Origin of the sequence: Aestuariivirga sp. (assembly GCF_965227715.1) — a bacterium.
In the GTDB taxonomy this organism is placed as follows: domain Bacteria; phylum Pseudomonadota; class Alphaproteobacteria; order Rhizobiales; family Aestuariivirgaceae; genus Aestuariivirga.
On sequence record NZ_OZ245771.1, the window covers coordinates 2,505,075 to 2,527,028 of the forward strand.

The 21,954-nt window shown below is 59.3% G+C and carries 21 protein-coding genes; 10 read left to right on the forward strand and 11 right to left on the reverse strand.

Annotation, left to right across the window (positions count from 1 at the left end; genetic code table 11):
* Positions 1 to 39: 39 nt before the first annotated feature.
* Positions 40 to 1,137 (forward strand): TRAP transporter substrate-binding protein, encoded by a 1,098-nt coding sequence (locus tag ACO06F_RS11795; protein WP_421692953.1) that lies wholly within the window; start codon positions 40 to 42, stop codon positions 1,135 to 1,137.
* A gap of 9 nt (positions 1,138 to 1,146) precedes the next feature.
* Here ACO06F_RS11795 and ACO06F_RS11800 read toward each other — a convergent pair whose 3' ends face one another.
* Both ACO06F_RS11800 and ACO06F_RS11805 read right to left on the reverse strand, forming a co-directional pair.
* On the reverse strand, positions 1,147 to 2,808 hold the full coding sequence (locus tag ACO06F_RS11800; protein ID WP_421692954.1) for a TRAP transporter large permease: 1,662 nt from the start codon (positions 2,806 to 2,808) through the stop codon (positions 1,147 to 1,149).
* Positions 2,805 to 3,311 (reverse strand): TRAP transporter small permease subunit, encoded by a 507-nt coding sequence (locus tag ACO06F_RS11805; protein ID WP_421692955.1) that lies wholly within the window; start codon positions 3,309 to 3,311, stop codon positions 2,805 to 2,807. The genes ACO06F_RS11800 and ACO06F_RS11805 overlap by 4 nt, the downstream gene beginning before the upstream one ends.
* 159 nt (positions 3,312 to 3,470) lie before the next feature.
* Between ACO06F_RS11805 and ACO06F_RS11810 the strand changes: the two genes are divergently transcribed.
* Complete coding sequence (locus ACO06F_RS11810) at positions 3,471 to 3,932, forward strand: MmcB family DNA repair protein (RefSeq protein ID WP_421692956.1); 462 nt, start codon at positions 3,471 to 3,473, stop codon at positions 3,930 to 3,932.
* A gap of 2 nt (positions 3,933 to 3,934) precedes the next feature.
* Here ACO06F_RS11810 and ACO06F_RS11815 read toward each other — a convergent pair whose 3' ends face one another.
* Entirely contained in the window at positions 3,935 to 4,480 is a 546-nt protein-coding gene (locus ACO06F_RS11815) for an ActR/PrrA/RegA family redox response regulator transcription factor (protein ID WP_421692957.1), read from the reverse strand.
* 87 nt (positions 4,481 to 4,567) lie between these two features.
* A complete protein-coding gene (locus ACO06F_RS11820) occupies positions 4,568 to 5,860 on the reverse strand; it encodes an ActS/PrrB/RegB family redox-sensitive histidine kinase (protein ID WP_421692958.1) in 1,293 nt (430 codons plus the stop codon).
* Between the two features lie 131 nt (positions 5,861 to 5,991).
* Between ACO06F_RS11820 and ACO06F_RS11825 the strand changes: the two genes are divergently transcribed.
* From ACO06F_RS11825 to ACO06F_RS11835, 3 genes are all read left to right on the forward strand, one after another.
* Entirely contained in the window at positions 5,992 to 6,600 is a 609-nt protein-coding gene (locus ACO06F_RS11825; protein WP_421692959.1) for an SCO family protein, read from the forward strand.
* Between the two features lie 95 nt (positions 6,601 to 6,695).
* Entirely contained in the window at positions 6,696 to 7,949 is a 1,254-nt protein-coding gene (locus ACO06F_RS11830; protein ID WP_421696667.1) for a polyhydroxyalkanoate depolymerase, read from the forward strand.
* A gap of 13 nt (positions 7,950 to 7,962) precedes the next feature.
* Positions 7,963 to 8,646: a M48 family metallopeptidase gene (locus tag ACO06F_RS11835; protein WP_421692960.1), complete on the forward strand. Its 684-nt coding sequence runs from the start codon at positions 7,963 to 7,965 to the stop codon at positions 8,644 to 8,646.
* A gap of 11 nt (positions 8,647 to 8,657) precedes the next feature.
* On the opposite strand, the gene ACO06F_RS11840 is transcribed toward ACO06F_RS11835, so the two are convergent.
* Both ACO06F_RS11840 and ACO06F_RS11845 read right to left on the reverse strand, forming a co-directional pair.
* Entirely contained in the window at positions 8,658 to 10,775 is a 2,118-nt protein-coding gene (locus ACO06F_RS11840; RefSeq protein ID WP_421692961.1) for a transglycosylase domain-containing protein, read from the reverse strand.
* 128 nt (positions 10,776 to 10,903) lie between these two features.
* Entirely contained in the window at positions 10,904 to 12,409 is a 1,506-nt protein-coding gene (locus ACO06F_RS11845; RefSeq protein WP_421692962.1) for a UxaA family hydrolase, read from the reverse strand.
* A 92-nt stretch (positions 12,410 to 12,501) separates the two neighbouring features.
* On the opposite strand from ACO06F_RS11845, the gene ACO06F_RS11850 reads away from it, so the two are divergent.
* From ACO06F_RS11850 to ACO06F_RS11860, 3 genes are read left to right on the forward strand one after another with little or no spacing between them, the layout of a single operon-like run.
* Positions 12,502 to 13,236 carry a GntR family transcriptional regulator gene (locus tag ACO06F_RS11850; protein ID WP_421692963.1) on the forward strand — a complete coding sequence of 245 codons (735 nt, stop codon included), beginning with the start codon at positions 12,502 to 12,504 and terminating at the stop codon, positions 13,234 to 13,236.
* Positions 13,233 to 14,261 (forward strand): aldo/keto reductase, encoded by a 1,029-nt coding sequence (locus ACO06F_RS11855; RefSeq protein WP_421692964.1) that lies wholly within the window; start codon positions 13,233 to 13,235, stop codon positions 14,259 to 14,261. Before ACO06F_RS11850 ends, ACO06F_RS11855 begins: the two co-directional genes overlap by 4 nt.
* On the forward strand, positions 14,258 to 15,196 hold the full coding sequence (locus tag ACO06F_RS11860) for a 3-hydroxyacyl-CoA dehydrogenase (protein ID WP_421692965.1): 939 nt from the start codon (positions 14,258 to 14,260) through the stop codon (positions 15,194 to 15,196). Before ACO06F_RS11855 ends, ACO06F_RS11860 begins: the two co-directional genes overlap by 4 nt.
* A gap of 21 nt (positions 15,197 to 15,217) precedes the next feature.
* Here ACO06F_RS11860 and ACO06F_RS11865 read toward each other — a convergent pair whose 3' ends face one another.
* The 3 genes from ACO06F_RS11865 to ACO06F_RS11875 all read right to left on the reverse strand — a co-directional run bounded on the left by ACO06F_RS11865 (position 15,218) and on the right by ACO06F_RS11875 (position 18,268).
* Positions 15,218 to 16,021: an ATP-binding cassette domain-containing protein gene (locus ACO06F_RS11865; RefSeq protein WP_421692966.1), complete on the reverse strand. Its 804-nt coding sequence runs from the start codon at positions 16,019 to 16,021 to the stop codon at positions 15,218 to 15,220.
* A gap of 36 nt (positions 16,022 to 16,057) precedes the next feature.
* The gene (locus tag ACO06F_RS11870; protein ID WP_421692967.1) at positions 16,058 to 17,143 is read right to left on the reverse strand and encodes an ABC transporter permease; all 1,086 of its coding nucleotides are present in this window, start codon (positions 17,141 to 17,143) and stop codon (positions 16,058 to 16,060) included.
* Positions 17,144 to 17,248: 105 nt separating this feature from the next.
* Entirely contained in the window at positions 17,249 to 18,268 is a 1,020-nt protein-coding gene (locus tag ACO06F_RS11875; RefSeq protein ID WP_421692968.1) for a substrate-binding domain-containing protein, read from the reverse strand.
* A 217-nt stretch (positions 18,269 to 18,485) separates the two neighbouring features.
* Here ACO06F_RS11875 and ACO06F_RS11880 point away from each other — a divergent pair, with 217 nt between their 5' ends.
* Positions 18,486 to 19,715 carry an ROK family transcriptional regulator gene (locus ACO06F_RS11880; protein ID WP_421692969.1) on the forward strand — a complete coding sequence of 410 codons (1,230 nt, stop codon included), beginning with the start codon at positions 18,486 to 18,488 and terminating at the stop codon, positions 19,713 to 19,715.
* Positions 19,715 to 20,146, forward strand: a complete 432-nt coding sequence (locus ACO06F_RS11885) for an RbsD/FucU family protein (RefSeq protein WP_421692970.1) — start codon at positions 19,715 to 19,717, stop codon at positions 20,144 to 20,146. The genes ACO06F_RS11880 and ACO06F_RS11885 overlap by 1 nt, the downstream gene beginning before the upstream one ends.
* Before the next feature lie 105 nt (positions 20,147 to 20,251).
* On the opposite strand, the gene ACO06F_RS11890 is transcribed toward ACO06F_RS11885, so the two are convergent.
* A complete protein-coding gene (locus ACO06F_RS11890) occupies positions 20,252 to 21,025 on the reverse strand; it encodes an enoyl-CoA hydratase (protein WP_421692971.1) in 774 nt (257 codons plus the stop codon).
* Positions 21,026 to 21,033: 8 nt separating this feature from the next.
* Entirely contained in the window at positions 21,034 to 21,918 is an 885-nt protein-coding gene (gene mutM, locus ACO06F_RS11895; protein ID WP_421692972.1) for a bifunctional DNA-formamidopyrimidine glycosylase/DNA-(apurinic or apyrimidinic site) lyase, read from the reverse strand.
* Positions 21,919 to 21,954: the final 36 nt, after the last annotated feature.

A 21,954-nucleotide genomic window follows, 5' to 3' on the forward strand; every position in this document is an offset into this window, starting at 1 on the left:
GCTCTTCTTTCCCAACATGCCAGACCCCGGAGGTTATTCATGGATCGCCGCAACTTTATCCGGAAGGCCGGATATGCCGCTGCCGCAACCCCTGCCCTTGCGGCACCGGCGATTGCGCAGAGCCAGCCGCAAATCAAATGGCGGATGACCTCCAGTTTCCCGAAAACGCTCGAAACTCTGTGGGGCAGTGCGGAGCGGTTCAGCCAATTCGTCTCAGAAGCGACGGACGGAAATTTCCAGATCCAGATCTTCCCCGCCGGCGAAATTGCCCCGGCCCTCGAGGCCGCCAATGAGGTGGGCAAGGGGTCGATCGAGATGTGCCAGACAGCAAGCTACTACTACTGGGGCAAGGACCCCACCTTTGCCTTCGGCACTGCCGTGCCCTTCGGGCTCAACGCCCGCCAGCAGAATGCCTGGATGTATTTTGGCGGTGCCCTGGATCTGATGAATGCGTTCTACGCAGCGCACAATCTGATTGCCTTTCCCGCCGGCAACACCGGCGCGCAGATGGGGGGCTGGTTCCGCAAGGAAATCAATTCGGTTGAGGATCTCAAAGGGCTGAAGTTCCGCATTGCCGGTTTTGGCGGTGCGGTGATCTCGAAGCTCGGCGTAGTTCCGCAGCAGTTGGCGGGTGCGGATGTCTATCCAGCACTTGAGAAGGGAACGATTGACGCGACCGAATTCGTCGGGCCTGCAGATGATGAAAAGCTTGGCCTCTACAAGGTTGCCAAGTATTACTACTATCCCGGCTGGTGGGAAGGCGGCGCCATGCTCCATCACATGGTGAACCTCGACAAATGGAATGAGCTCCCCAAGCCCTATCAGGCCATCCTCAAGGCTGGCTGCGCCAATGCGAACGTCACCATGCTGGCGGAATATGATCAGAGAAATCCGGGCGCCCTCAAGCGGCTGGTGGCAGCTGGCGCGATTCTGAGGCCCTTCCCGCAGGACGTGATGACTGCGTGCTTCGCGGCGGCCAATGAAAGCTATGCCGAGATCAGTGCCAAAAACGCCAACTTCAAGACGATATATGAGTCCATGGCCGCCTTCCGCGCCGATGCGTTTCTCTGGCAGCAGGTTTCGGAAGCGACCTTTGACAATTTCATGATGGCACAGCAGCGCAAGAAGCAGCTCTGAGCCGGGATGCTAGTCGAAGGACGGCGGTGGGGGAACGCCATCTGTCTCTCCGCCGCCACCGGGAGAAGATTCCGGTATCTGAATGTCGATCGTTGCGGGATCGACCTCGGGTGCTTTCGTGGGGATTGCGAGAGCCGGGAACGCCACCACGATGCCGATCATGATGATCTGCAGAAGGATGAACGACACGGCACCGCGATAGATCTGCCCCGTGCTCACGCCCGCAAGCATGCGGCCCGATGCCTTGTCCAGAAAGGGTTCCGCAGGCGCCACGGAGCGCATGTAGAACAGTGCGAAGCCGAAGGGCGGGGTCAGAAAGCTGGTCTGCAGGTTCATGCCAAGAATGACTCCGAACCAGACGAGGTCAATGCCAAGTTTCGCCGCCACCGGCGCCAGGAGTGGAACCACAATGAAGGCGATTTCGAAGAAATCGACGAAGCAGCCCAGGATGAAGACGAGGAGATTGACGGCGACCAGGAAGCCCGCAGCACCGCCGGGGAGCCCGAGGAACAAATGCTCGACCCAGAGGTGCCCGTTGATTCCATAAAATGTGAGCGAGAAGATGCGGCTGCCGATGAGCACGAAAATCACAAAGCAGGAGAGCCGGGCAGTTCCTTCCAGAGCATCGCTGAGCTGACGAACGCCGAAGCGGCGGCGCGCAAGGGCGAGCACCAGCGCGCCGGTAGCGCCCATGGCACCCCCTTCTGTTGGCGTCGCAATGCCGAGGAAGATCGTGCCGAGCACGAGAAAGATCAGGGCGAGGGGTGGAATCAGCACGAACACCACTTGACGTGCGAGCACCGACAGCAGGTTCGTTCCAAGGCGTCCGTCGGCGGCGGCGAAGCCATAGGCGAAGATGACGGCAAGCGTGGCGGCCCAAATGCCAGCCCCTTCTTCAACCCAGCTTGCAAGAACCAGATACGAACCCCCCGCGATGACCAGTGCTGCCAAGGCAAGCCCCAAAAGGGGAAGTGGGCTTCCGGACAGCCTGCGCGCCGCGATTGGCAGCGCAGGGACGCTGGCCGGCTTCACGATGGCCAATATGGCGATGTAAGCGCAATAGACCGCCGTCAGCAGGAGACCCGGAATGAGGGCACCGCTGTAGAGATCCCCCACGGATCGCCCCAGCTGATCGGCCAGCACGATGAGCACGAGAGAAGGTGGAATGATCTGTGCCAGCGTTCCAGAGGCTGCGATGACTCCAGCGGCCAATGACCTGTCATACCCATAGCGCAGCATGATGGGGAGCGAGATGAGACCCATGGCCATGACCGAGGCCGCGACCACACCCGTCGTCGCCGCCAGCAGCGCGCCCACGAGTACGACGGCGAAGGCAAGACCGCCACGAACCGGCCCGAAGAGCTGGCCAATCGTATCCAGCAGGTCCTCCGCCATTCCCGATTTTTCGAGGACAATTCCCATGAAGGTGAAGAAGGGTATGGCGAGCAGCGTGTCATTGCGCATCACATCGAGAATGCGGCCTGGCATGGTCATCAGCAGTGGCCAGGAGAGTGATATCTCGTTGGAATAGGGCGAGAGCTCCACGGCGATGACGAAGAATAGGAGCCCGTTCGCTGCAAGGGCGAAAGCCACTGGGTAGCCGAGCAGCAGAAATGCGATGAGTGCAACGAACATCAACGGTGCAAGGTTCTGCGCCAGAAGGTCGATCATTCGATATGCCCACCTGTCACGGAGGTATCGGACGGTGAATGACCGTGCACAGGCTGTGGTTCAGGATCCGCGATCACGCCGCGAAGCACAGCAATGCGCTTGACGATTTCGGAGAGCGCCTGCAACAACAGCAGAAACATGCCCGCGAAAATCAGGAACTTGCCGGGCCAAACGGCAAGTCCGCCAGCGTTGCTGGATATCTCGCCTTCCCGCCAACTCTCAAGAAAGAAGGGGGCGGACAGCCAGACAACAATCAGCGTGAAGGGTAGAAGGATGAACAGGTGGCCGCACAGGTCGATCACATCCCGCGTGTGCTTGGAAAGACGGCTCGACATCACATCAATCCGGACATGGGCATTCTTCTGCAGCGCATAGGCGGCCGATAGCATGAAGACCGCACCAAAGAGCAGCCACTGCAGCTCCAGCCAGGCGTTAGAGCTGACGTCAAATGCCTTCCGCATCAAGGCGTTGGCCGCGGATATCAAAATGGTGGCGAGGATCAACCATCTGACCTGCCGCCCGATGAAGGCCGTGATGGCGTCGATATAGCGGCTGATCTCCAGCAGAAGTCTCATCATGGCTGTCCTGATGTGCCGTTGACCAGCGCGCGCCGTTTCTGGCAGAGATTAGGAGGAGGGCGGCAATCCGGACAAGAGGCATTCATGCGCCTGCAACTCATACCCGACGGCCGGCAATCCGATACGGCGCTGATGATCCAGCGTGGCGTATCGCGCCTGCTGAGGGCATCAAATTTTGCGGTGCTGCCGGAATTTACCCTGGCCTCCGGCCGCCGCGCCGACATCATGGCGATCTCCGACAGCGGGGAAATCTGGATTGTGGAGATCAAGTCTTCGCCGGAGGATTTCCGTGCCGACGTGAAATGGCCGGAATACCGGGCGTTTTGCGACAGGCTGTTCTTTGCCATTCCGACCAGCATGGAACCCGATATCATGCCAGCTGCCGCGGGTCTCATCATCGCCGATGCCTGGGGGGCGGACATTGCGCGCCATACGGACGCCATCGGCCTTCATCCCACGCGCCGCAAGGCATTGACCCTCGCCTTCGCCCGCGCTGCTGCCTTGCGTCTGCACGGCCTCTATGACCCGCTGGCAAGCCAGCTCTAGGGTTATTTCGGTGCGCGCTTGGCCAGGATGCGTTGGAGGGTGCGCCGGTGCATGTTGAGACGGCGTGCGGTCTCTGACACGTTGCGGCTGCAGAGTTCATAGACACGCTGGATATGTTCCCAGCGCACACGATCAGCCGACATCGGGTTGTCAGGAAGGGCGGCACGGCTATCCGTGTCCCCCACCAGCGCACCATAGACGGCATCGGCATCTGCGGGCTTTGCGAGATAGTCGATCGCACCCAGCTTTACAGCAGTCACCGCGGTTGCAATGTTGCCGTATCCGGTCAAGACAACTGCGCGGGCATCAGGCCTTGCCTGGTGCAGGGCCTCGATCACATCAAGGCCATTGCCATCCGCAAGGCGCAGATCGACAACCGCGAAGGAAGGTGCCGCGCGCTTCACGTGAGCGACACCTTCAGCCACCGATTCAGCCGTCAGCACCTCGAAACCACGCGCTTCCATGGCGCGCGCCAACCTGGTGAGAAAGGGCTTGTCGTCATCGACGAGAAGCAGGGTCTTTTCGGCTGGAAGAACAATGTTTGTCATGCAGGCCTGACTGACTGGCAGTTTCAAGGATCCGATGGGGCTCTCTAGCCGCTTAACAGTGCGGGTTCAATCAATCCCCTTACGCAATCATGCCCGGCCAAGATCAATGAGGTTTCTGGGCCACACAACGTGAACGACAGCACCATGCTCTGGATGTGGCCGGTTGGCGAGGGAAACCGCGGCCCCGGAGCGCTCCAACAAGGTTTTCGCAATGAAGAAGCCGAGACCCATGCCTTCGTGCCGGTCTGCTTCCCCCGTGTCTTCCCCATAGCCCGGCCTGGTGGTCACGAAGGGATCACCCAACCGGTCGAAAATGTTCTCGTGAAAGCCCGGGCCATCGTCCCTGACGGTGATTGAAACCTGAAGGGGCGTCCAGCGGGCATCGACCTCCACCCGGCTTTCGGCAAAATCCACAGCATTCTCGAGCAGATTGCCCAGTCCATAGGTGATTGCCGGATTACGGCGGAACACTGGTTCACTGCCAAACGACTTGTCATCCAGATCTGCCGAACTTGTGACCGCGATCACTGCATCGGAGCCTCTCAGCGGCGCAATGAGATCCTCGATCATGACCAGGATGGTGGTGCGCTGGTACATCTCGTCCGTCTGCGCCTCGCGGCTTGAAAGCCGCGCGAGAATTTCACGGCACCTGGCCGTCTGGCTGATGAGGAGGTCGATATCCTCTGTATGCGGACCTTGTGTGGGCAGCTCACGCTTCAGCTCCTTGGCAACCAGCGCAATTGTGGCAAGCGGCGTTCCAAGCTCGTGTGCAGCAGCAGCAGCCAATCCATCCAGCGCTGACAGCCGTTGTTCGCGCGCCAGCACCAGCTCGGTGGCCGAAAGGGCCGTGGACATCTGCCGTGCTTCATCCGCAATTCGGCGGGCATAGATTGCGGAGAACACCACGCCGCAGATGATCGCCGCCCACATGCCGCCAATATAGACATCCGGAAGCTCGAATTTCTCCCCCGGCACCCAGGGCAGCGGCAGGTGCCGGAATGCGAGGAATGTGGCGCAGGCAAAGGCAAGAAGGCCCAACCACAGCGTCCAGCGCATGGAAAGCGAGGTTGCCGAGATGGTGACCGGCACGAGGAACAGGAATGAGAATGGGTTTTCGAGGCCTCCCGTCAGAAACAGAAGAACCCCAAGCTGCAACACATCATAGACCAGCAACAGGCCCGCGTGGGTTTCGTGAAGGCGCACGCTTTTCCGCCAACGGATGGTCAGAAAGATGTTGAGCCATGCACTGAGCGCGATGACTGCAAGGCAGAACCCCAAGGGCAGCGGGAAGCCCAGCACCAGGTGGACGCCCAGAACCGCGCCAGCCTGGCCGATGATTGCCAGCCAGCGAAGCCTGACCAGCGTTCTCAGGCGAAGCATGCCGATTTCGGCAATACTCGCGGCGGGTCTGGTGTCTATAACGAAGTCCTGCGACATGGGGCCATGTGGGCCTTTCTGTTGAGATTTGGGCAGTCTAGTCGTATGTGCTGCTGGAAAGAAAGAACAACGCCATGCCGCGCCAGTCGATTCTGATCTTTGCCGCCGCCGTTCTGCTGATCGCCCTCGGGCTGGGAGGATATGCGCTGCTGGAACGGCAAGGACATCAGCCGCAGTCTTCCGGGGTGGCGCTGGTGGGGGGGCCGTTCAGCCTCACGAACCAGGACGGCCGGCGGGTGACCGAGAAAGATTTTCTCGGCAAATACATGCTCGTGTTCTTCGGTTACACATTCTGTCCTGACGTCTGCCCGACGGAACTACAGGTCATGACGGCAGCGCTTGACCAGCTCGGGCCCGAAGCTGACAGAATTCAGCCGGTGTTCGTCACCATTGATCCGGAACGGGATACGCCCCAGGTGCTGAAGCCCTATGTTGAAAACTTCGGACCGCGCCTGACCGGGCTTACGGGTACGCCGGACGAAGTGGCCTCAATCGCCAAGGCTTACCGGGTCTACTATGCCAAGGCGGGCAACAGTGCCGCGGGCTCAGACTATATCATGGACCATTCCAGCATCATCTATCTGATGGGTCCCGACGGCCGCTTCGTGAAGCACATGCCCTATACGACGGATGCCGCCAAACTGGCCCAGGAACTAAAGGAAACGCTTAATGCTTCCCCCTAAAGTCGCAGGAACTCACGGGTTGCCCCCTGAGGGGCGACTTGCTACCGTCACGTGTTAACGAGGGCTCACCGGTTGTGCTTTATTATTTCTATGAAATGAACCACGCGGCTCTTGCACCGTGGCGTGCAGCGGCCGATGCAGGAATCAACTTCTGGCGAAGCCCCGCCAATCCCTTTGCCGAAACGCAGCTCGGGCGTTCCTGGGCGGCTTCGCTTGAAATGTTCGAGCGCACGACAAGGCGTTACGGCAAGCCACCCTTCAATATTGTGGACACGATCGTCGGCGACGACCTCATTCCGGTCGAGGAGACTGTAGCGCTGGCAAAGCCCTTCTGCAGGCTCTTGAACTTCCGCAAGCAGTGGGAGCCGAAGCGGCCGCAGCACAAGCTGCTCATCGTGGCGCCAATGTCAGGCCATTACGCAACCCTTCTGCGTGGTACGGTCGAGTCCATGCTGCCGCATTACGACACCTATATCACGGATTGGGTGGATGCGCGGGCCGTGCCTCTGATTGAGGGCGGCTTCGATCTTGATGACTATGTCGACTATGTCACAGAATTCCTGCAGCACCTTGGGCCAAACACCAGCGTCATGGCGGTATGCCAGCCCTCCGTACCTGTGCTGGCGGCGGTGGCGCTGATGAATGCAGCCAAGGACCCCTCCGCACCCAAGACAATGATCCTAATGGGCGGTCCCATCGATACGCGTCGCAATCCTACTGCCGTGAACCGGCTCGCTCAGGAAAAGGGCGTCGACTGGTTCCGTAACAATGTCATCATGAAGGTGCCGGCCCCTCACGCTGGCATCATGCGGGATGTCTATCCGGGCTTCCTGCAACTCGGCGGCTTCATGACGATGAACCTCGACCGCCACATTGACGCCCACAGAGAGCTTTTCTGGCACCTGGTTGATGGCGATGGGGATTCAGCCGAGAAGCACCGCGACTTCTATGATGAGTATATGTCCGTCATGGATCTCACCGCCGAATTCTATCTCGAAACGGTCGAGAAGGTCTTTGTCAAACATGACCTTCCGAAAGGTACGCTGACCCATCGCAACAACGCTGTCGATCCATCAAAGATCACCAGCACAGCCTTAATGACGATTGAAGGCGAGCGCGACGATATCTCGGGGGTAGGCCAGACGGAAGCTGCGCAGGACCTGTGTTCAAACCTTCCCAAGGATAAGAAACTCCATTATCTGCAGCCCGGTGTTGGCCACTATGGCGTCTTCAACGGCTCCCGGTTCCGCAAAGAAATTGTTCCGCGAATCGTCGCGTTCGTGAATAAGAACGCGGATGATCGGACTGCTCAGAAGCCTTCAGCGAACGGTCGGTCCAAGACCGCTTGAGCCTTCACGCCTGATGGTGGGTGATGAAGTGCTGGATGTGGTATTCCGGCGCCATGGCAAGGCACGGAGGCTTGTCCTGAGGCTGAATGCCACCGGAACGGGCGTGCTCGTGACAGTTCCGAACGGCGTCTCCCGCGCCCGGGCGCTGGACTTCACCGAACGCTCGCGGGACTGGATCGAAGACCGTGTGAAGGCGCGTGGCGGGCTCATCCACCTTTTGCCTGGTCATGTTCTTTCTCTACGGGGATTGGAGCATGAGATACATCATGCAGCGGGCCGCAGGGGCGTGGTCACCGCGGATTCGGAGCGATGCTTGATTCATGTGCCGGGTGAACTGCCCCATGTGCCGCGCAGGCTTCTCGACTTCCTCAAAAGTGAGGCCCGGGCCGATCTGACCCGGGCGTCGCGCCGCTACGCCGCCTTGATGGGCGTGAGTTTCCGCCGCATCACCATTAGAGATCAAAGGAGCCGCTGGGGCTCCTGCTCGGCGGCGGGTGACCTGTCGTATTCCTGGCGGCTGATACTCACGCCCGATTACGTGCTCGACTATGTCGCAGCCCATGAAGTGGCGCATCTTCGCCATCTTGACCACAGTGCGAGGTTCTGGCGGCTGGTTCTCACCCATTGCAAGGATGCGACGCGTGCCAAAAACTGGCTGCGTTTCCATGGGCAGGACGTTCACCGGGTCGTGACTTAAGGGCTGATGCTTTAGGGTTCATCGTCCCTGGCATGCATCATGCGTTCATAGGCTGAGACACCCTTGTTCTTCCCCGGCTTGTGTTGCTTGCGTGAAAACCCGCCAAACAGTCTCTCAAAGAACGTGCCGCTCTGCTGTTCTTGCTCCGGCGGCATAGCAGGTTCCTCAGCCGCCCCCTGATCGTACTGCGCATCTGATACGGTGGCAGGACCTTGAGCGGCCACCAATGCCTCACCCGGAAGCGGCCGCGGTGTAAGGCCGCGATGGGCGGGTTCCATCACTTCACGCCAGATCATCGCCGGGATCAGTCCGCCCGTGACCTTCTTTGTAGGTGAATTGTCATCGTTGCCCACCCAAACGCCGGCAATCAACTCGCTCGTGTAACCAATGAACCATGCGTCCCGGTAATCCTGGCTTGTGCCCGTCTTGCCTGCGATGTCGAAACCCGGAAAAGCCGCGCGCGTGCCGGTGCCGTCCGTCACCACGAGGCGCATCATCCGGTTCATGCCATAGAGTTCATTATCGTTGACTGACTTTGGAAAGCCCGAGCCGTTACGCTCATAGATGGTGCGGCCATCGCGCGTGCGAATGCGCGTAACGGCATAGGCTGAGACGGGGTAGCCCCCATTCGAGAAGGGCACAAAGGCAGACGTCAGTTCAAGGAGCGTCACTTCAGAGGTTCCGAGCGCGATCGAAGCATCATTCCCGAGTGGCGACGTTATGCCCAGGCGGTGTGCTACCGCTATGACCGCCTCCGGACCCAGTTGCAGAACGAGCTTCACCGAAATCGTGTTGAGCGAGAGCGCAAAGGCCGTTTCGAGGGCGACAGGCCCCAAATACTTCTTGCGATAATTCTCCGGCTGCCAGCTGCCGATGCGAACGGGCTCATCGATTTCGACTGTATCTGGCGTAAGACCATGTTCGAGGGCCGCCAGATAGACGAAGGGTTTGAACGCCGAACCTGGCTGCCGCCGCGCCTTCGTCACACGATTGAACTGGCTCTTGCGGTAGGACTTGCCGCCGATCATGGCGAGTACTGCGCCCGAACCATCCATCACGACCATTGCACCCTGCGAAACGCCGAGTTTTGAACCCTGTGCGTTCAGCTCCTTGTTGACCGCCTGTTCGGCCGAGCCTTGCAAGGATGAATCGATGGTGGTTTCAACGATCAGGGACTGCTGATAGTCCTGCACGAATTCTGGCAGTTGCTCTCCGATCCAGTCGACGACGAAATTCCTGGCCGAGAGAAAGGAGACCGTCTTCGATTCTGCAGGCCGTTCTATTGCCGCGGCGGCCACTTCAGGCGTGATGAAACCTGCTTCGGCCATGCTCTGAATCACAAGCCGGGCGCGGTCTGCCGCAGCCTGGGGATCGGAAATTGGATTGGCGGCACTTGGTGCCTTGACCACGCCGGCGAGGGTCGCGGCCTCAGGCAGTGTGAGTTCAGCGGCCGATTTCTGGTAATAGACGCGCGCCGCTTTCTCGAGGCCCGTCGCGCCTGAACCAAAATAGATCCGGTTCAGATAGAGCTGGAGGATCTCATCCTTGGTAAATTGATGTTCAAGCCAAACGGCAAGCACCACTTCCTGCAGTTTGCGTTCAATCGTGCGATCCGCCGTCAGGAACAGATTCTTGGCGAGCTGCTGGGTCAGCGTCGAGCCACCTTGCACCACCCGGCCCGAGCGGTAGTTGGTGTACATCGCCCGCAACAGGCCGATGGGATCTACGCCAAAGTGGCTGCGGAAGCGTCTGTCTTCGATGGCGATGAAGGCATTGGACACATAATCCGGCAGATCGGCAATCCGCATTGCATCGCCGTTGAAGGAACCCTGCTCGGCCAGAACGGAACCATCCGACGCCAAAATCATGACGCCAGGCTCACGGTCCGGAATTTTCAGCAGGCCCTGCTTGTCCAGCGTAAACCAGACATATCCAAAGACTGCAGCCAGGCTCAGCCCACCAAGGAAGGCCAGAGTGAAGCTGAAACGCAGCGCGACCCAGACCAGTGACCGGCCGCGGCGTGGTTCCCGCCCGGGCGACCTGCCCCCTCGTTTCTGACCGCTCTTGCCGGAGAAGAGTTGCGGCTCCACCCGCTGCTTCGCGCGACTCGATTTGCTGGAACGGCCCATTACTCCCCCGGCACTCCGGTAAGACAGGAGTTAGCATGGTCCACTTTACATGAGGTGAACCGCTGCCGTCCCGCTGTCGTGAGCATTCAGCCGGAATCTTGGTGCAATGATGGCTTGCGTTGCGGCAATCACATCATGGCGCCGACGTGCCACGGCACATATTCATTATCGCCATAGCCCAGTTCTTCCGATTTTGTGCGCTGACCAGATGCAACTTTGAGCATCAGCTCGAAAATCTGCTGGCCCTTCTCCTGGATCGACACGCCTTCAAGAATGTCACCGCAGTTGATGTCCATGTCATCAATCATGCGCTGATAGATGTCCGTGTTGGTAGCAAGCTTGATGGACGGAACGGGCTTGCAGCCATAGGCCGAGCCCCGGCCTGTCGTGAAGCACAGGAGGTTGGCCCCCCCTGCAACCTGGCCGGTGGCCGCCACCGGATCATAACCCGGTGTATCCATGAAGACGAAGCCCTTCCCCGTTACCGGCTCAGCATAACGGTAAACGTGACGGAGCGTGGTTGTGCCACCCTTCGCAGCGGCTCCGAGAGATTTTTCGAGAATGGTGGTGAGGCCACCCAGCTTGTTGCCAGGAGACGGGTTGTTGTTCATCTCCATATTGTTGCGCTTGGTGTAGTCTTCCCACCATTTGATGATGTCGACGAGCTTTTCGCCCACCTCCTGGTTTGCAGCACGGCGGGTCAGCAGATGTTCGGCGCCATAAATTTCTGGCGTTTCGGACAATATGCCAGTGCCACCGTGCTTGACCAGAATATCAACGGCGGCGCCCAGAGCGGGATTGGCGGTGATGCCCGAATAACCGTCCGATCCGCCACATTGCAGCGCTACGATGAGATCCGACGCGTGGCAGGTTTCGCGTTTTACATTGTTCACGTGCGGCAGCATATCGCGGATGGCCGCCACGCCAGCAGCTACCGTCTTGCGCGTTCCGCCCGTCTCCTGGATCGTCATGGTACGGAACAATTCGTTCTCGACGATCCCGTAGGCTTCCTTGAAACGGGGAATCTGGAAGCCTTCGCAACCCAATCCGACCATCAGCACACCACCCATATTGGGATTGGTCGCATAGCCCCAGGCGGTGCGCTTCAGGATGTCAAAAATGGCACCGCGGTAATCGATGACGCAGCCATTGTCCATCTTGAGGGCCACGACACCGTCTATGTTGGGGAATTCGTCCAGCATGCCGGAGCGCTTGACCTCTTCCGCGATGAAGCCGGCCACGGTTGCGGAGCAGTTCACGGAGGTGAGCACGCCTATGTAGTTGCGGGTGCCGACCTTTCCGTTGGCCCGACGAATTCCCTGGAAGGTCGCCTGCCGGTCCAGCGGCAAGATATCTTCGGGCTTGGCATCCTGTGCGAAGGCATAATCCCGGGCGAAATCATGAACGCCAGTGTTGTGTTCATGCACCCAGGATCCTTGTGGAATGTCCTGCTTGGCGAAACCGATGATCTGACCGAATTTGCGCACGGGCTGCCCCTCGGCGATCGGCGTCGAGGCCATCTTGTGCCCCTTGCCGATACGGTCCAGCGCCGTGATGCCCTCGGGACCCAGGACACCCTTGTCGACAGTATCAATGGCTACCAGGACGTTGTCTTCGCTGGAGAGGCGAAGCATGCGAGGCGCTTTCGGCACAGTTGCGATCATCATCGTTCTCACTTTAAGGCGGCGGGGCTTGTTCCCCTCGGAAATCTTGCTAACATGTTAGCATGCCAGTGGCTCTTGCGACATATGATTTCTTGGGAACTGGGCGGCATCTGCCCAAGGGCGGCGCCACGGCGCGGGTCCATTCCGCCCTTCGCGAGGCCATTGTGCAGCTGGACCTCAAGCCGGGAGAGTTCCTCGACAAGCAGGCTATTGCCGCGCGTATGGGCGTGTCCCGATTTCCAGTGGGCGAGGCAATGAACCGGCTGGCGGCCGAGGGGCTCGTCGACATCATTCCGCAGAGCGGGTCGCGCGTCGCGCTGATCAAGATCTCGGACGCACGCGAAAACATGTTTCTGCGACGGGCCCTTGAAGTGGAAACCGTCCGGAGCATTGCGCCTGCTGCAGCTTCCGGTCTTCTCGATCAGCTCAACAGCAACCTGCGCTACCAGCGCGTCGCCATCGAGGCACAAGACCTCAAAGGATTCCATGGTTTCGACCTGGCGTTCCATGCGGCTCTCCAGGACGAGCTCGGTTTTGAACGGGTGCGAAACGCAACCGAGACGGCCCGCCTTGGTCTGGACCGCGTCAGGCGGCTTCTCAACACCAGGCGCCGCCTTGAACTTACGCTCGCTGAACATCGCGCTGTCGTTGCGGCCCTCGAAACACGTGACGGTGAGACGGCGGCCCGGGCGATGTACGGCCACCTGAACGCCGTCATGGCGGAACTCGAGTCCTTCGCACGGGAAAAGCCCGAGCTTTTCGCCGATCTCAATCCACCGGGAGGCAACGACGCATGAAGAAACGCAATTTCAAGGTACCGTCTACGGGCGACACAATCCCTTTCACTGAACTTGGATTCGGCACAGCCCCGCTTGGTAACCTTTACCGGGCCGTCAATCCTGAAGAGGCACAGAAGACACTGGAGACGGCATGGAATGCCGGCATCCGCTACTATGACACCGCCCCTCTCTACGGGCTTGGCCTGTCCGAAACACGATTGAACCGTTTCCTGTTCGGCAAAAGGCGGAAAGACTATGTGCTGTCGACGAAAGTCGGGCGGCTGATGGAGGTTTGCGAGCCGGCGCAGCGGACGGGAATCGGCAAATTTTTCGACACGCCGAGCCGGCGTGAGATCTATGATTATAGTTATGACGGCTTTATGCGTTCGATTGAATTCTCGCTCGAACGGCTGGGCGTCGATTCGATCGATATCGTGTTCATTCACGATGTCGATGTCTTCAACCACAAGACCATCGAGGCGCGTGACGCCCATGTGAAGACGATCCTCAACAGTGGCTATAAAGCCTTGGAAAAACTCCGCAGCGAAAAGGTCATCAAGGCGTTTGGTGCCGGCGTGAATGAGTGGGAGGTCTGTAACATTCTTGCGAAGGCCGGTAACTTCGACATCTTCCTGCTGGCGGGCCGCTACACCCTGCTCGAACAGGAAGCACTCGAGTCCTTCCTGCCGCTTTGCGAACAGCGTGGGATCGGCATTGTACTCGGCGGACCATATAATTCCGGCATTCTTGCCACGGGTCCAAAGCCGGGCGCCTGGTATAATTATGATCCGGCACCCAAAGCGATTCTGGACCGCGTGGCGCGGATCGAAGCTCTCTGCAAAAGACACAAGGTGAAACTGGCGCAGGCCGCGCTGCGGTTCCCCATGCATCACCGTCAGGTCGTCAGCGTGATTCCCGGCGGCGTCAGCGCGAAAGAGGTGGCGCTGAACGTCGCCACACTTGAAGCCAAGATACCGAAGGCCCTATGGAAAGACCTCAAGTCAGAGGGCCTGCTGCGCCAGGATGCGCCGGTGCCGAAATGAAGACTGCGATCCTCGGTTCTGGACTCATCGGCCGCTCATGGGCCATGGTTTTTGCGCGCGGCGGCCACGACGTCCTGCTGTGGGATCAGGATGCAGGTCAGGTGGACAAGGCACTGGCGCACATCGCCCGAACCCTGCCTGAGATGGCGGAGGCAGGGCTCATTGATAGCCCGCAGCAAACCCTCGCGCGAATTGGTGCGGCCCCGGGCCTGGCTGCGGCAGTCGCAGATGCTGGGTTCATCCAAGAAAACATCGTTGAGCGGGCAGAGCCCAAGCAACGTCTCTTTGGTGAGGTTGAGAAGCTTGCTCCGGAACAGTCAATCTTGTCGAGCTCCACGTCGGCGATCATGCCGTCAATCATCTTTGGCGGTTTGGCGAGCCGCCAAAGATGCCTTGTCTCGCATCCGCTGAATCCACCTCATCTCGCGCCCATTGTCGAACTCTGTGGTGCTGATTTCACGGCGCCCGAAGCGCTTGCAAAAGCTAAGGATTTCATGGCCAGCTGCGGCATGGTTCCTGTCATGGTGAAGCGGGAAATCGAAGGCTTTATCTTGAACCGGCTCCAGCTTGCGGTTCTGAATGAAGCATTCCGGCTTATTGCGGAAGACTATGTGACGGCCGGGGACTTGGACAAGACCATCAAGGATGGGCTTGCATTGCGCTGGTGCTTCATGGGGCCGATCGAGACCATTGATCTCAATGCGCCACAAGGTGTGGCAGACTACCTCGAGCGTTACGGACCCACCATCCGCAGGGTCGGTGAGAGCCAGTCCACGGCGGCACCCTGGCCCGAGTCGATTGGCCGGGAACTTGACACGGAGCGGCGCAAAGACGTTTCCCGGGAAGCCCTCACCAAGGCGACGGAGTGGCGGGACAAGCGCCTAATGGCACTGGCCGCCCACAAGCTGGAACAGGACAAGAAAACGCCGCGGTGACCACCTCATTGGAGCCAGGGATCAAGCAGCCACAAGTTCAGGCGGTGGCGTTTTGGCACCCGTCATGAAGGCCACCGCATCCGACATGGTGAAATCCTTGGGGCTGATGGTGCACAGCCGCTTTCCAAGCCGGTGCACATGTATGCGGTCTGCCACCTCGAAAACATGCGGCATGTTGTGGGAAATGAGCACGATGGGCAGTCCGCGGCCCTTTACATCGAGAATCAGTTCCAGCACACGGCGCGATTCCTTGACACCCAAGGCGGCGGTCGGCTCATCCATGATAACGACCTTGGAACCGAAAGCAGCAGCGCGGGCAACGGCCACGCCTTGGCGCTGGCCACCAGAGAGCGTTTCAACGGCCTGGCCAATGTTTTGAATGGTCATCAGTCCGAGTTCGGTCAGCTTGTCGCGGGCGATCTTCTCCATCTTGCGATGATCAAGCTTCTTGAAAAGGGAACCGAGAATTCCTTCCGCGCGGATTTCGCGGCCCATAAACATGTTGTCCGCGATCGACAAGGCGGGCGACAGAGCAAGGTTCTGATAGACTGTTTCAATGCCAGCGTTGCGCGCTTCGAGCGGCGATTTGAATTGCACAATCTTACCGTCAAGACGGATCTCGCCTTCATCAGGTAGCACGGCTCCACAAATCGCCTTGATGAGGGTGGATTTACCCGCACCGTTGTCACCGATGACGGCCAGGATCTCGTTGGGGTAGAGATCGAAATCACAATGATCGAGAGCCGTGACGCGGCCGTAACGCTTCACAAGATTGCGCGTGGTGAGGATCGGCTGGGCGTTCTGGTTAACTGACGTGCTTGTCATTTCGGGCGCCTGCTCTGTGGAATTGGAGTCTTGATTTCAGCTTGAGGCCTTGCGGATCCACTGGTCGATCGCGACTGCGGCGATGATGAGAATACCCACGGTGAAGTCCTGCCACAGCACATCGACCTTCGACAGCGACAGGCCGAAGCGGAAGACGCCGACGATGATGGCACCCAGCACGGAACCAATGATTGTGCCGCGGCCGCCGAAAAGGGAGGTGCCGCCGATCACCACGGCCGTGATTGAGTCGAGATTGGCCGTTTCACCCGCAAGCGGCGTGACCGTTCCGCCAACACGGCCGATCAGCACGAGACCTGCGAAAGCGGCAATGACGCCGGCCACGGAATAGACGGACCGCAGCACCTTATCCGTCTGTACGCCCGAAAGCATGGCGCCGTTGAGATCATCACCGACCGCATAGACATGGCGTCCCCAGGCGGTATGTCGGAGCACATAGGACATAAGCCAGGCGAGCAGCAGGAAGGCGATGGTGCCATAGAGTATCTGAAATCCCGCGACGGAAATGACATTGCCGAACCAGATCAGGAGTGGTGCTTTGGCTTCCGTATCGACGTTCCGGATCGACTCGGAGTCCGAGTACCACAGCTTCAAGGCCTGAAAGATGTAAAGCGTGCCCAGTGTCACGATGAAGGGCGGCAGGCGCAGGCGGGTGACCAGGAAGCCATTCAGATAGCCCATCACGCCGCCGGCAAAGAGACCAATGGCGACTGCCGCTGGTGCCGGAACACCTGTCTGAACGGCAAGCTTACCCATGATGATCATGGACAGCACCATGATGGCACCGATGGACAAGTCGATGCCGGCCGTCAGGATGATGATGGTCTGGGCGATGGCAATGATGCCGATGGGGGTTATCTGCTTGAGAATGGTCGACAGATTGCCGGGCATGAAGATTTTGCCATCCGTCGTGATGCCGAACAGCAGGATTGAAACGATGAGCACGAAAATCGGCACGGACACCGGGTAGGCCTGCAAGAACATCCGCAGTCTTTGAAGCGGAGTCAGCTGTTCGGACTCGAAGGAGGCAACCGAGGTATCGGCCTTGGTGAGCGCCGACTCAAAGTCAGAAAGTGTCTTCGTGGGCTGACTACCGTCGCTCATGATCCTGCCCCATTGCTTTCGTGCGGATGACGTCCCGCATCTTGTATGAGGGGCGACGATAAGGTCGCCCCTCAATAGGTTCAACTCCCAAAGGTCAGAGGGCTATCAGCCCCAGCAGATCTTCAGGCCTTCGTCAGAGGTGATGGAAGGCAGACCATCGACCGGCTTGTCGGTGATGAGCTGGACGCCCGTGTTGAAGAAGCTGAGGCCTTCGGAGTTGACCGGCTTGGTACCGTCCTTAGCGAAGGCCGCAATGGCTTCCACGCCCTTGGAAGCCATCAGCAGCGGGAACTGCATGGAGGTTGCACCGATCACGCCCGCCTTGACGTTCTGAACGCCGGGGCAGCCACCATCAACCGACACGATCAGGGCCTGGGTTTCCTTGCCAGCGGCCTTCATGGCCTGGTAGGCGCCTTCGGCTGCGGGCTCGTTGATCGTATAGATCACATTCATGTCCGGGTCCTTGGCGAGCAGGTTTTCTGCCGCCTTGAGGCCGCCTTCGGGGTTGGCATTCGAGGTTTCATGGCCAATCACGCGCGCATCGGTCTCGGAACCCAGAACCTTGCCATTCGGCACTTCGATGCCGAAGCCCGTCAGGAAGCCAGTGTCACGCAACACGTCAACCGAGATGTTGTCCTTGTTGATGTCCAGCATGCCGATCTTAGCGGAGGCGGCCTTGTCACCGAGCTGAGCCTTGGCCCATTTGCCGATGAACACACCAGCCTGGAAATTGTCGGTGGCAAAGGTCGAGTCGGCCGCGTCTGCATCACCGATCGGCGTATCGAGGGCAATCACCAGGACGCCTTTGGAGCGCGCATCCTTGAGTGCGGGAATGACCGAGTCGTTGGATGCCGTGATTAGAATGCCCTTGGCACCAGAGGCCACGCAATTCTCGATTGCTTCGATCTGCGGCCCGGCATCGCCGTCCACCTTGCCGGCATAGGCCTGGAATTCAAGCCCGAGCTCAGTGGCCTTGGCTTCCGCACCTTCCTTCATTTTCACGAAGAAGGGGTTGGTGTTGTTCTTGGTGATAAGGCAGACGCCGTCTGCAGCGAGAGCCGGCGTTACCGAAAAAATCGCCGTAGCAGCAGCGCCGAGCAGTGCAGCTTTCAAAAGAGTCTTCACGTGGGCCTCCCATTGGTTTGTTTGCCCCCGTTCAGGGGGTTTGGTGAATTTTGGTTCTACCGGTGCGAGAGAAGCTTGATCGTACCATCTCCTGCACATGACGCATTCTCATCGCAAAATTTCGTGGCTGTCAATAAATAAACCGGAGTGATTTATCGATTGACAGCCCTCTGCCGTGCTGGAAATCTGTGCGTCGCTGCACAAGGATGAGACAGGCATGGCGATCGAGTGGGCCACCAACGGCACACCGGGTGAACGGCGCCCAGAGCTGTCACGCGGCACCACGCAGTCGGGTGTGCGCTTGTATAATGAGCGGCTCATCCTTTCCCTCGTTAGGCTCCATGGACGGCTCCCCAAGGCCGAAATGGCGCGGCTGACGGGACTGTCCGCACAGACTGTTTCTGTCATTGTGCGTCAGCTGGAGGCGGACGGGCTGCTCAAGCGGAGAACGCCGCAGCGCGGCAAGGTTGGACAGCCTCTGGTGCCTTTTGAGCTCGATCCCGATGGAGCCTTTTCGATTGGCTTGAAGGTGGGCCGCCGCTCGGGGGACCTGATGCTGCTCGACCTCGCCGGCAATGTGCGGCACACAATTCACCGGCCCTATAATTTTCCATCGCCAGGCGAGCTCATTGCTTTCGTAACATCAGGTGTTGACGAGCTCGTTTCAACACTCGGAGTTCGCCAGAGGGAACGGATCAGCGGCCTGGGAATTGCCGCTCCCTTTGAGCTGTGGAATTGGGCAGAGGATGTGGGCGCGCCACCGGATGTGCTGACAGCCTGGAAAGATTTCGACCTGCAAGCCGAGCTCGCCCAGCTGTTCGGCTGGCCAATCCACTTCTGCAACGACGCTTCTGCAGCTTGTGCGGCCGAGCTGCTGTTTGGTCTCGGCCGGGATCTCCCGGATTTTGCCTATTTCTACCTTGGTTATTTCATTGGCGGTGGCATCGTTCTCAATGGCAGCCTCTATCTCGGCAAGCATGGCAACGCGGGTGCACTAGCGTCATTTCCAGTAACGTCCGCAGATGGAAGGTCCCAGCAGCTGGTTCACTCCACCTCGCTTGCTGCCCTGGAACGCGACATTCTGCGCGAGGGGGGCGACCCTGAATTCCTGTGGCGTGATCCAGGCGAGTGGCGCGGCGCCGGTCAGGCGCTGGAGCGCTGGCTCTCGCGGGCAGCCCTCGAGGTGGCGACCGCCGCGGCTGGCGCCATGGCCGTGCTGGATTGCTCTGCCGTGGTGATCGATGGTGCGGTTCCGCTTGCCGTCCGCAGCCGTTTCACACGGGCGGTGCAGGACGCGCTTCACGGCGTCGACCGGCAAGGCCTTGCGGACTTTCCTGTTCTGGAAGGAACAATCGGTGCGGATGCCCGCGCGCTGGGTGCAGCGAGCTTGCCGCTGTTCGACAATTTCATCATCAACCGCAATGTCCTGTTCAAGGAAAAGACCTGATGCTCAAGGGAATCGATCCGCTGTTGAGCCCTGACCTCTTGCGCGTTCTCCGCGCCATGGGTCATGGTGACGAGATTGCCATTGTGGATGGTAACTATCCGGCGGAAGAGCATGGCAAGCGCGTCGTGCGGCTGGATGGCCATGGCGCCCCGCGCATTCTGGACGCCATCCTCTCCGTCATGCCCATTGACGACATGGTGCCCGAGGCGGTTTGGCGGCCTGCCGTCCAAATGGACCCTCACCGCATGGAGCCGGTATTCATGGACTTTGCGGCCATACTGAACAAGCATGAGCCGCAACAAAAAATCACTGCATTGGTAGGTGATGCTTTCTACAGCAAGGTGAAGCACTGCTTTGCCATCGTTGCGTCAAGCGAACCGCGCCTTTATGGCAATATCATCGTGAAGAAAGGCGTTATCTACCCGTCCTGACCCTTGCCTGGTCGAGTCACATTCGGCAGTGAGCATTCGGTGGCACAAAGAGACGATGCCTCAACGCAGTGTTCGGCATACGCGATTGCGTACGCCTCACCCGCCTCAGCGGTTTCTGAAGACAGGTTTCCGCTTCTCAATGAAGGCCTGCATGCCTTCTTTTTGATCATCGGTCGCGAACATCGAAAGGAACAGGCGGCGCTCAAATCGTGCGCCCTCGGAGAGGGAGGTTTCCTGTGCTCGATTCACCGTTTCCTTGGCCATCATGACTATGGGTCTCGAATAGGAAGCGACCTTCGACGCCGCGGCAAGGGCTTCATCTATAAGCCGCTCCTGGCCCACGAGCCTGGCGACGAGGCCAGCACGCTCGGCCTCCGAAGCATCCATCATGCGGCCCGTCAGTATCAGATCCATGGCTTTGGCTTTGCCGATAGACCGAGGAAGGCGTTGCGTGCCCCCTGCCCCGGGCATGATGCCGAGTGTGATTTCGGGGAGTGCAAAGCGTGCTGTTTCCGAGGCGATAATGAAATCGCACATCATGGCAAGCTCCAGCCCGCCGCCGAGGCAGAAGCCCGAAACAGCCGCGATCACTGGTTTGCGTGTCTCCGAAAGCCTGGTCCAGCCATCCAGGAATTTTCCCAGGTAGGCTTCCATATAGCTTTGTTCCGCCATCTCTTTCACATCTGCGCCGGCCGCGAAGGCTTTCTCGCTACCGGTGATGACCGAGCACCCGATCTCGGGATCCGCCTCGACGGCATTGAGCGCGTCATTGAGCTCCGCGATCAATGCTTCGTTCAATGCATTCAGCGCCTGAGGACGATTGAGGGTGATCAACACGACCGCGCCGCGGCGGTCCACAAGGATGTTCTGGTAGGTCATGATCCGTCCTAGCGTTGGCAGTGGCGGCAATAAAAGGTGGAACGCCCGGACTGCACAAGTCTCTCGATCGCCTGCCCGCAGCGCATGCATGGCTGTCCCTCCCGGTCATAAACCAGAAAGCGCTGCTGAAATGCGCCGGCTGAGCCATCCGTGTGGGCAAAGTCCTGCAGCGTCGAACCACCCGCAAGGATAGCCTCCGCCAACACCTCGCGAATGTGGCGCACCAGGTCGTCGAGCCGAGGGTCATGCCCCCTTTTGCGCAGCATCGTCCCAGCCTTGCGGCGGGGCGAAAGGCCCGCCCGGTGGAGCGCCTCACATACATAGATATTGCCCAGGCCCGCGATGATGCGTTGGTCGAGGAGGGCGGCTTTCAACGGTGCGGCCTTTCCCTTGAAGCGCTCTGCCAGATACGCTGCGTCGAAGGCATTGCCGAGTGGCTCCAATCCAATTCCCCGGAGGAGCTTGTGGGATTCTGCCTCCGCTTCGGGAAACAGATCCATTACACCGAAGCGTCGTGGGTCCGTATAGATGATGCGAGTGCCATTTTCCAAGGTCAAGGCCACATGATCGTGGAGACCTTCCCCCACTTCAGCGGCCGCCGTCTCGAAATAGAACTCTCCCAGGTTTTTCGGCCGGCCCCCTTCTATCACCGTGAATCGGCCGGTCATACCAAGGTGAATGAGCAGGATTTCGCCAGAGTCGAGAGATGCAAGGATGTATTTTGCGCGCCGCCAGAGGGTGTCAATGCGTTTGCCTGCCAGCCGGTCGGCAAATCTCAACGGAAACGGAAAGCGGAGCCCGCTACGCCGCAAGGTGACGTGAGCAATCTGGTGGCCTTCCAGGACGGGCCTCAGCCCGCGCATGACGGTTTCGACTTCAGGAAGTTCAGGCATGGCCTTTCTCTTAGACCGGGGAAAGCCAGCCTTGGC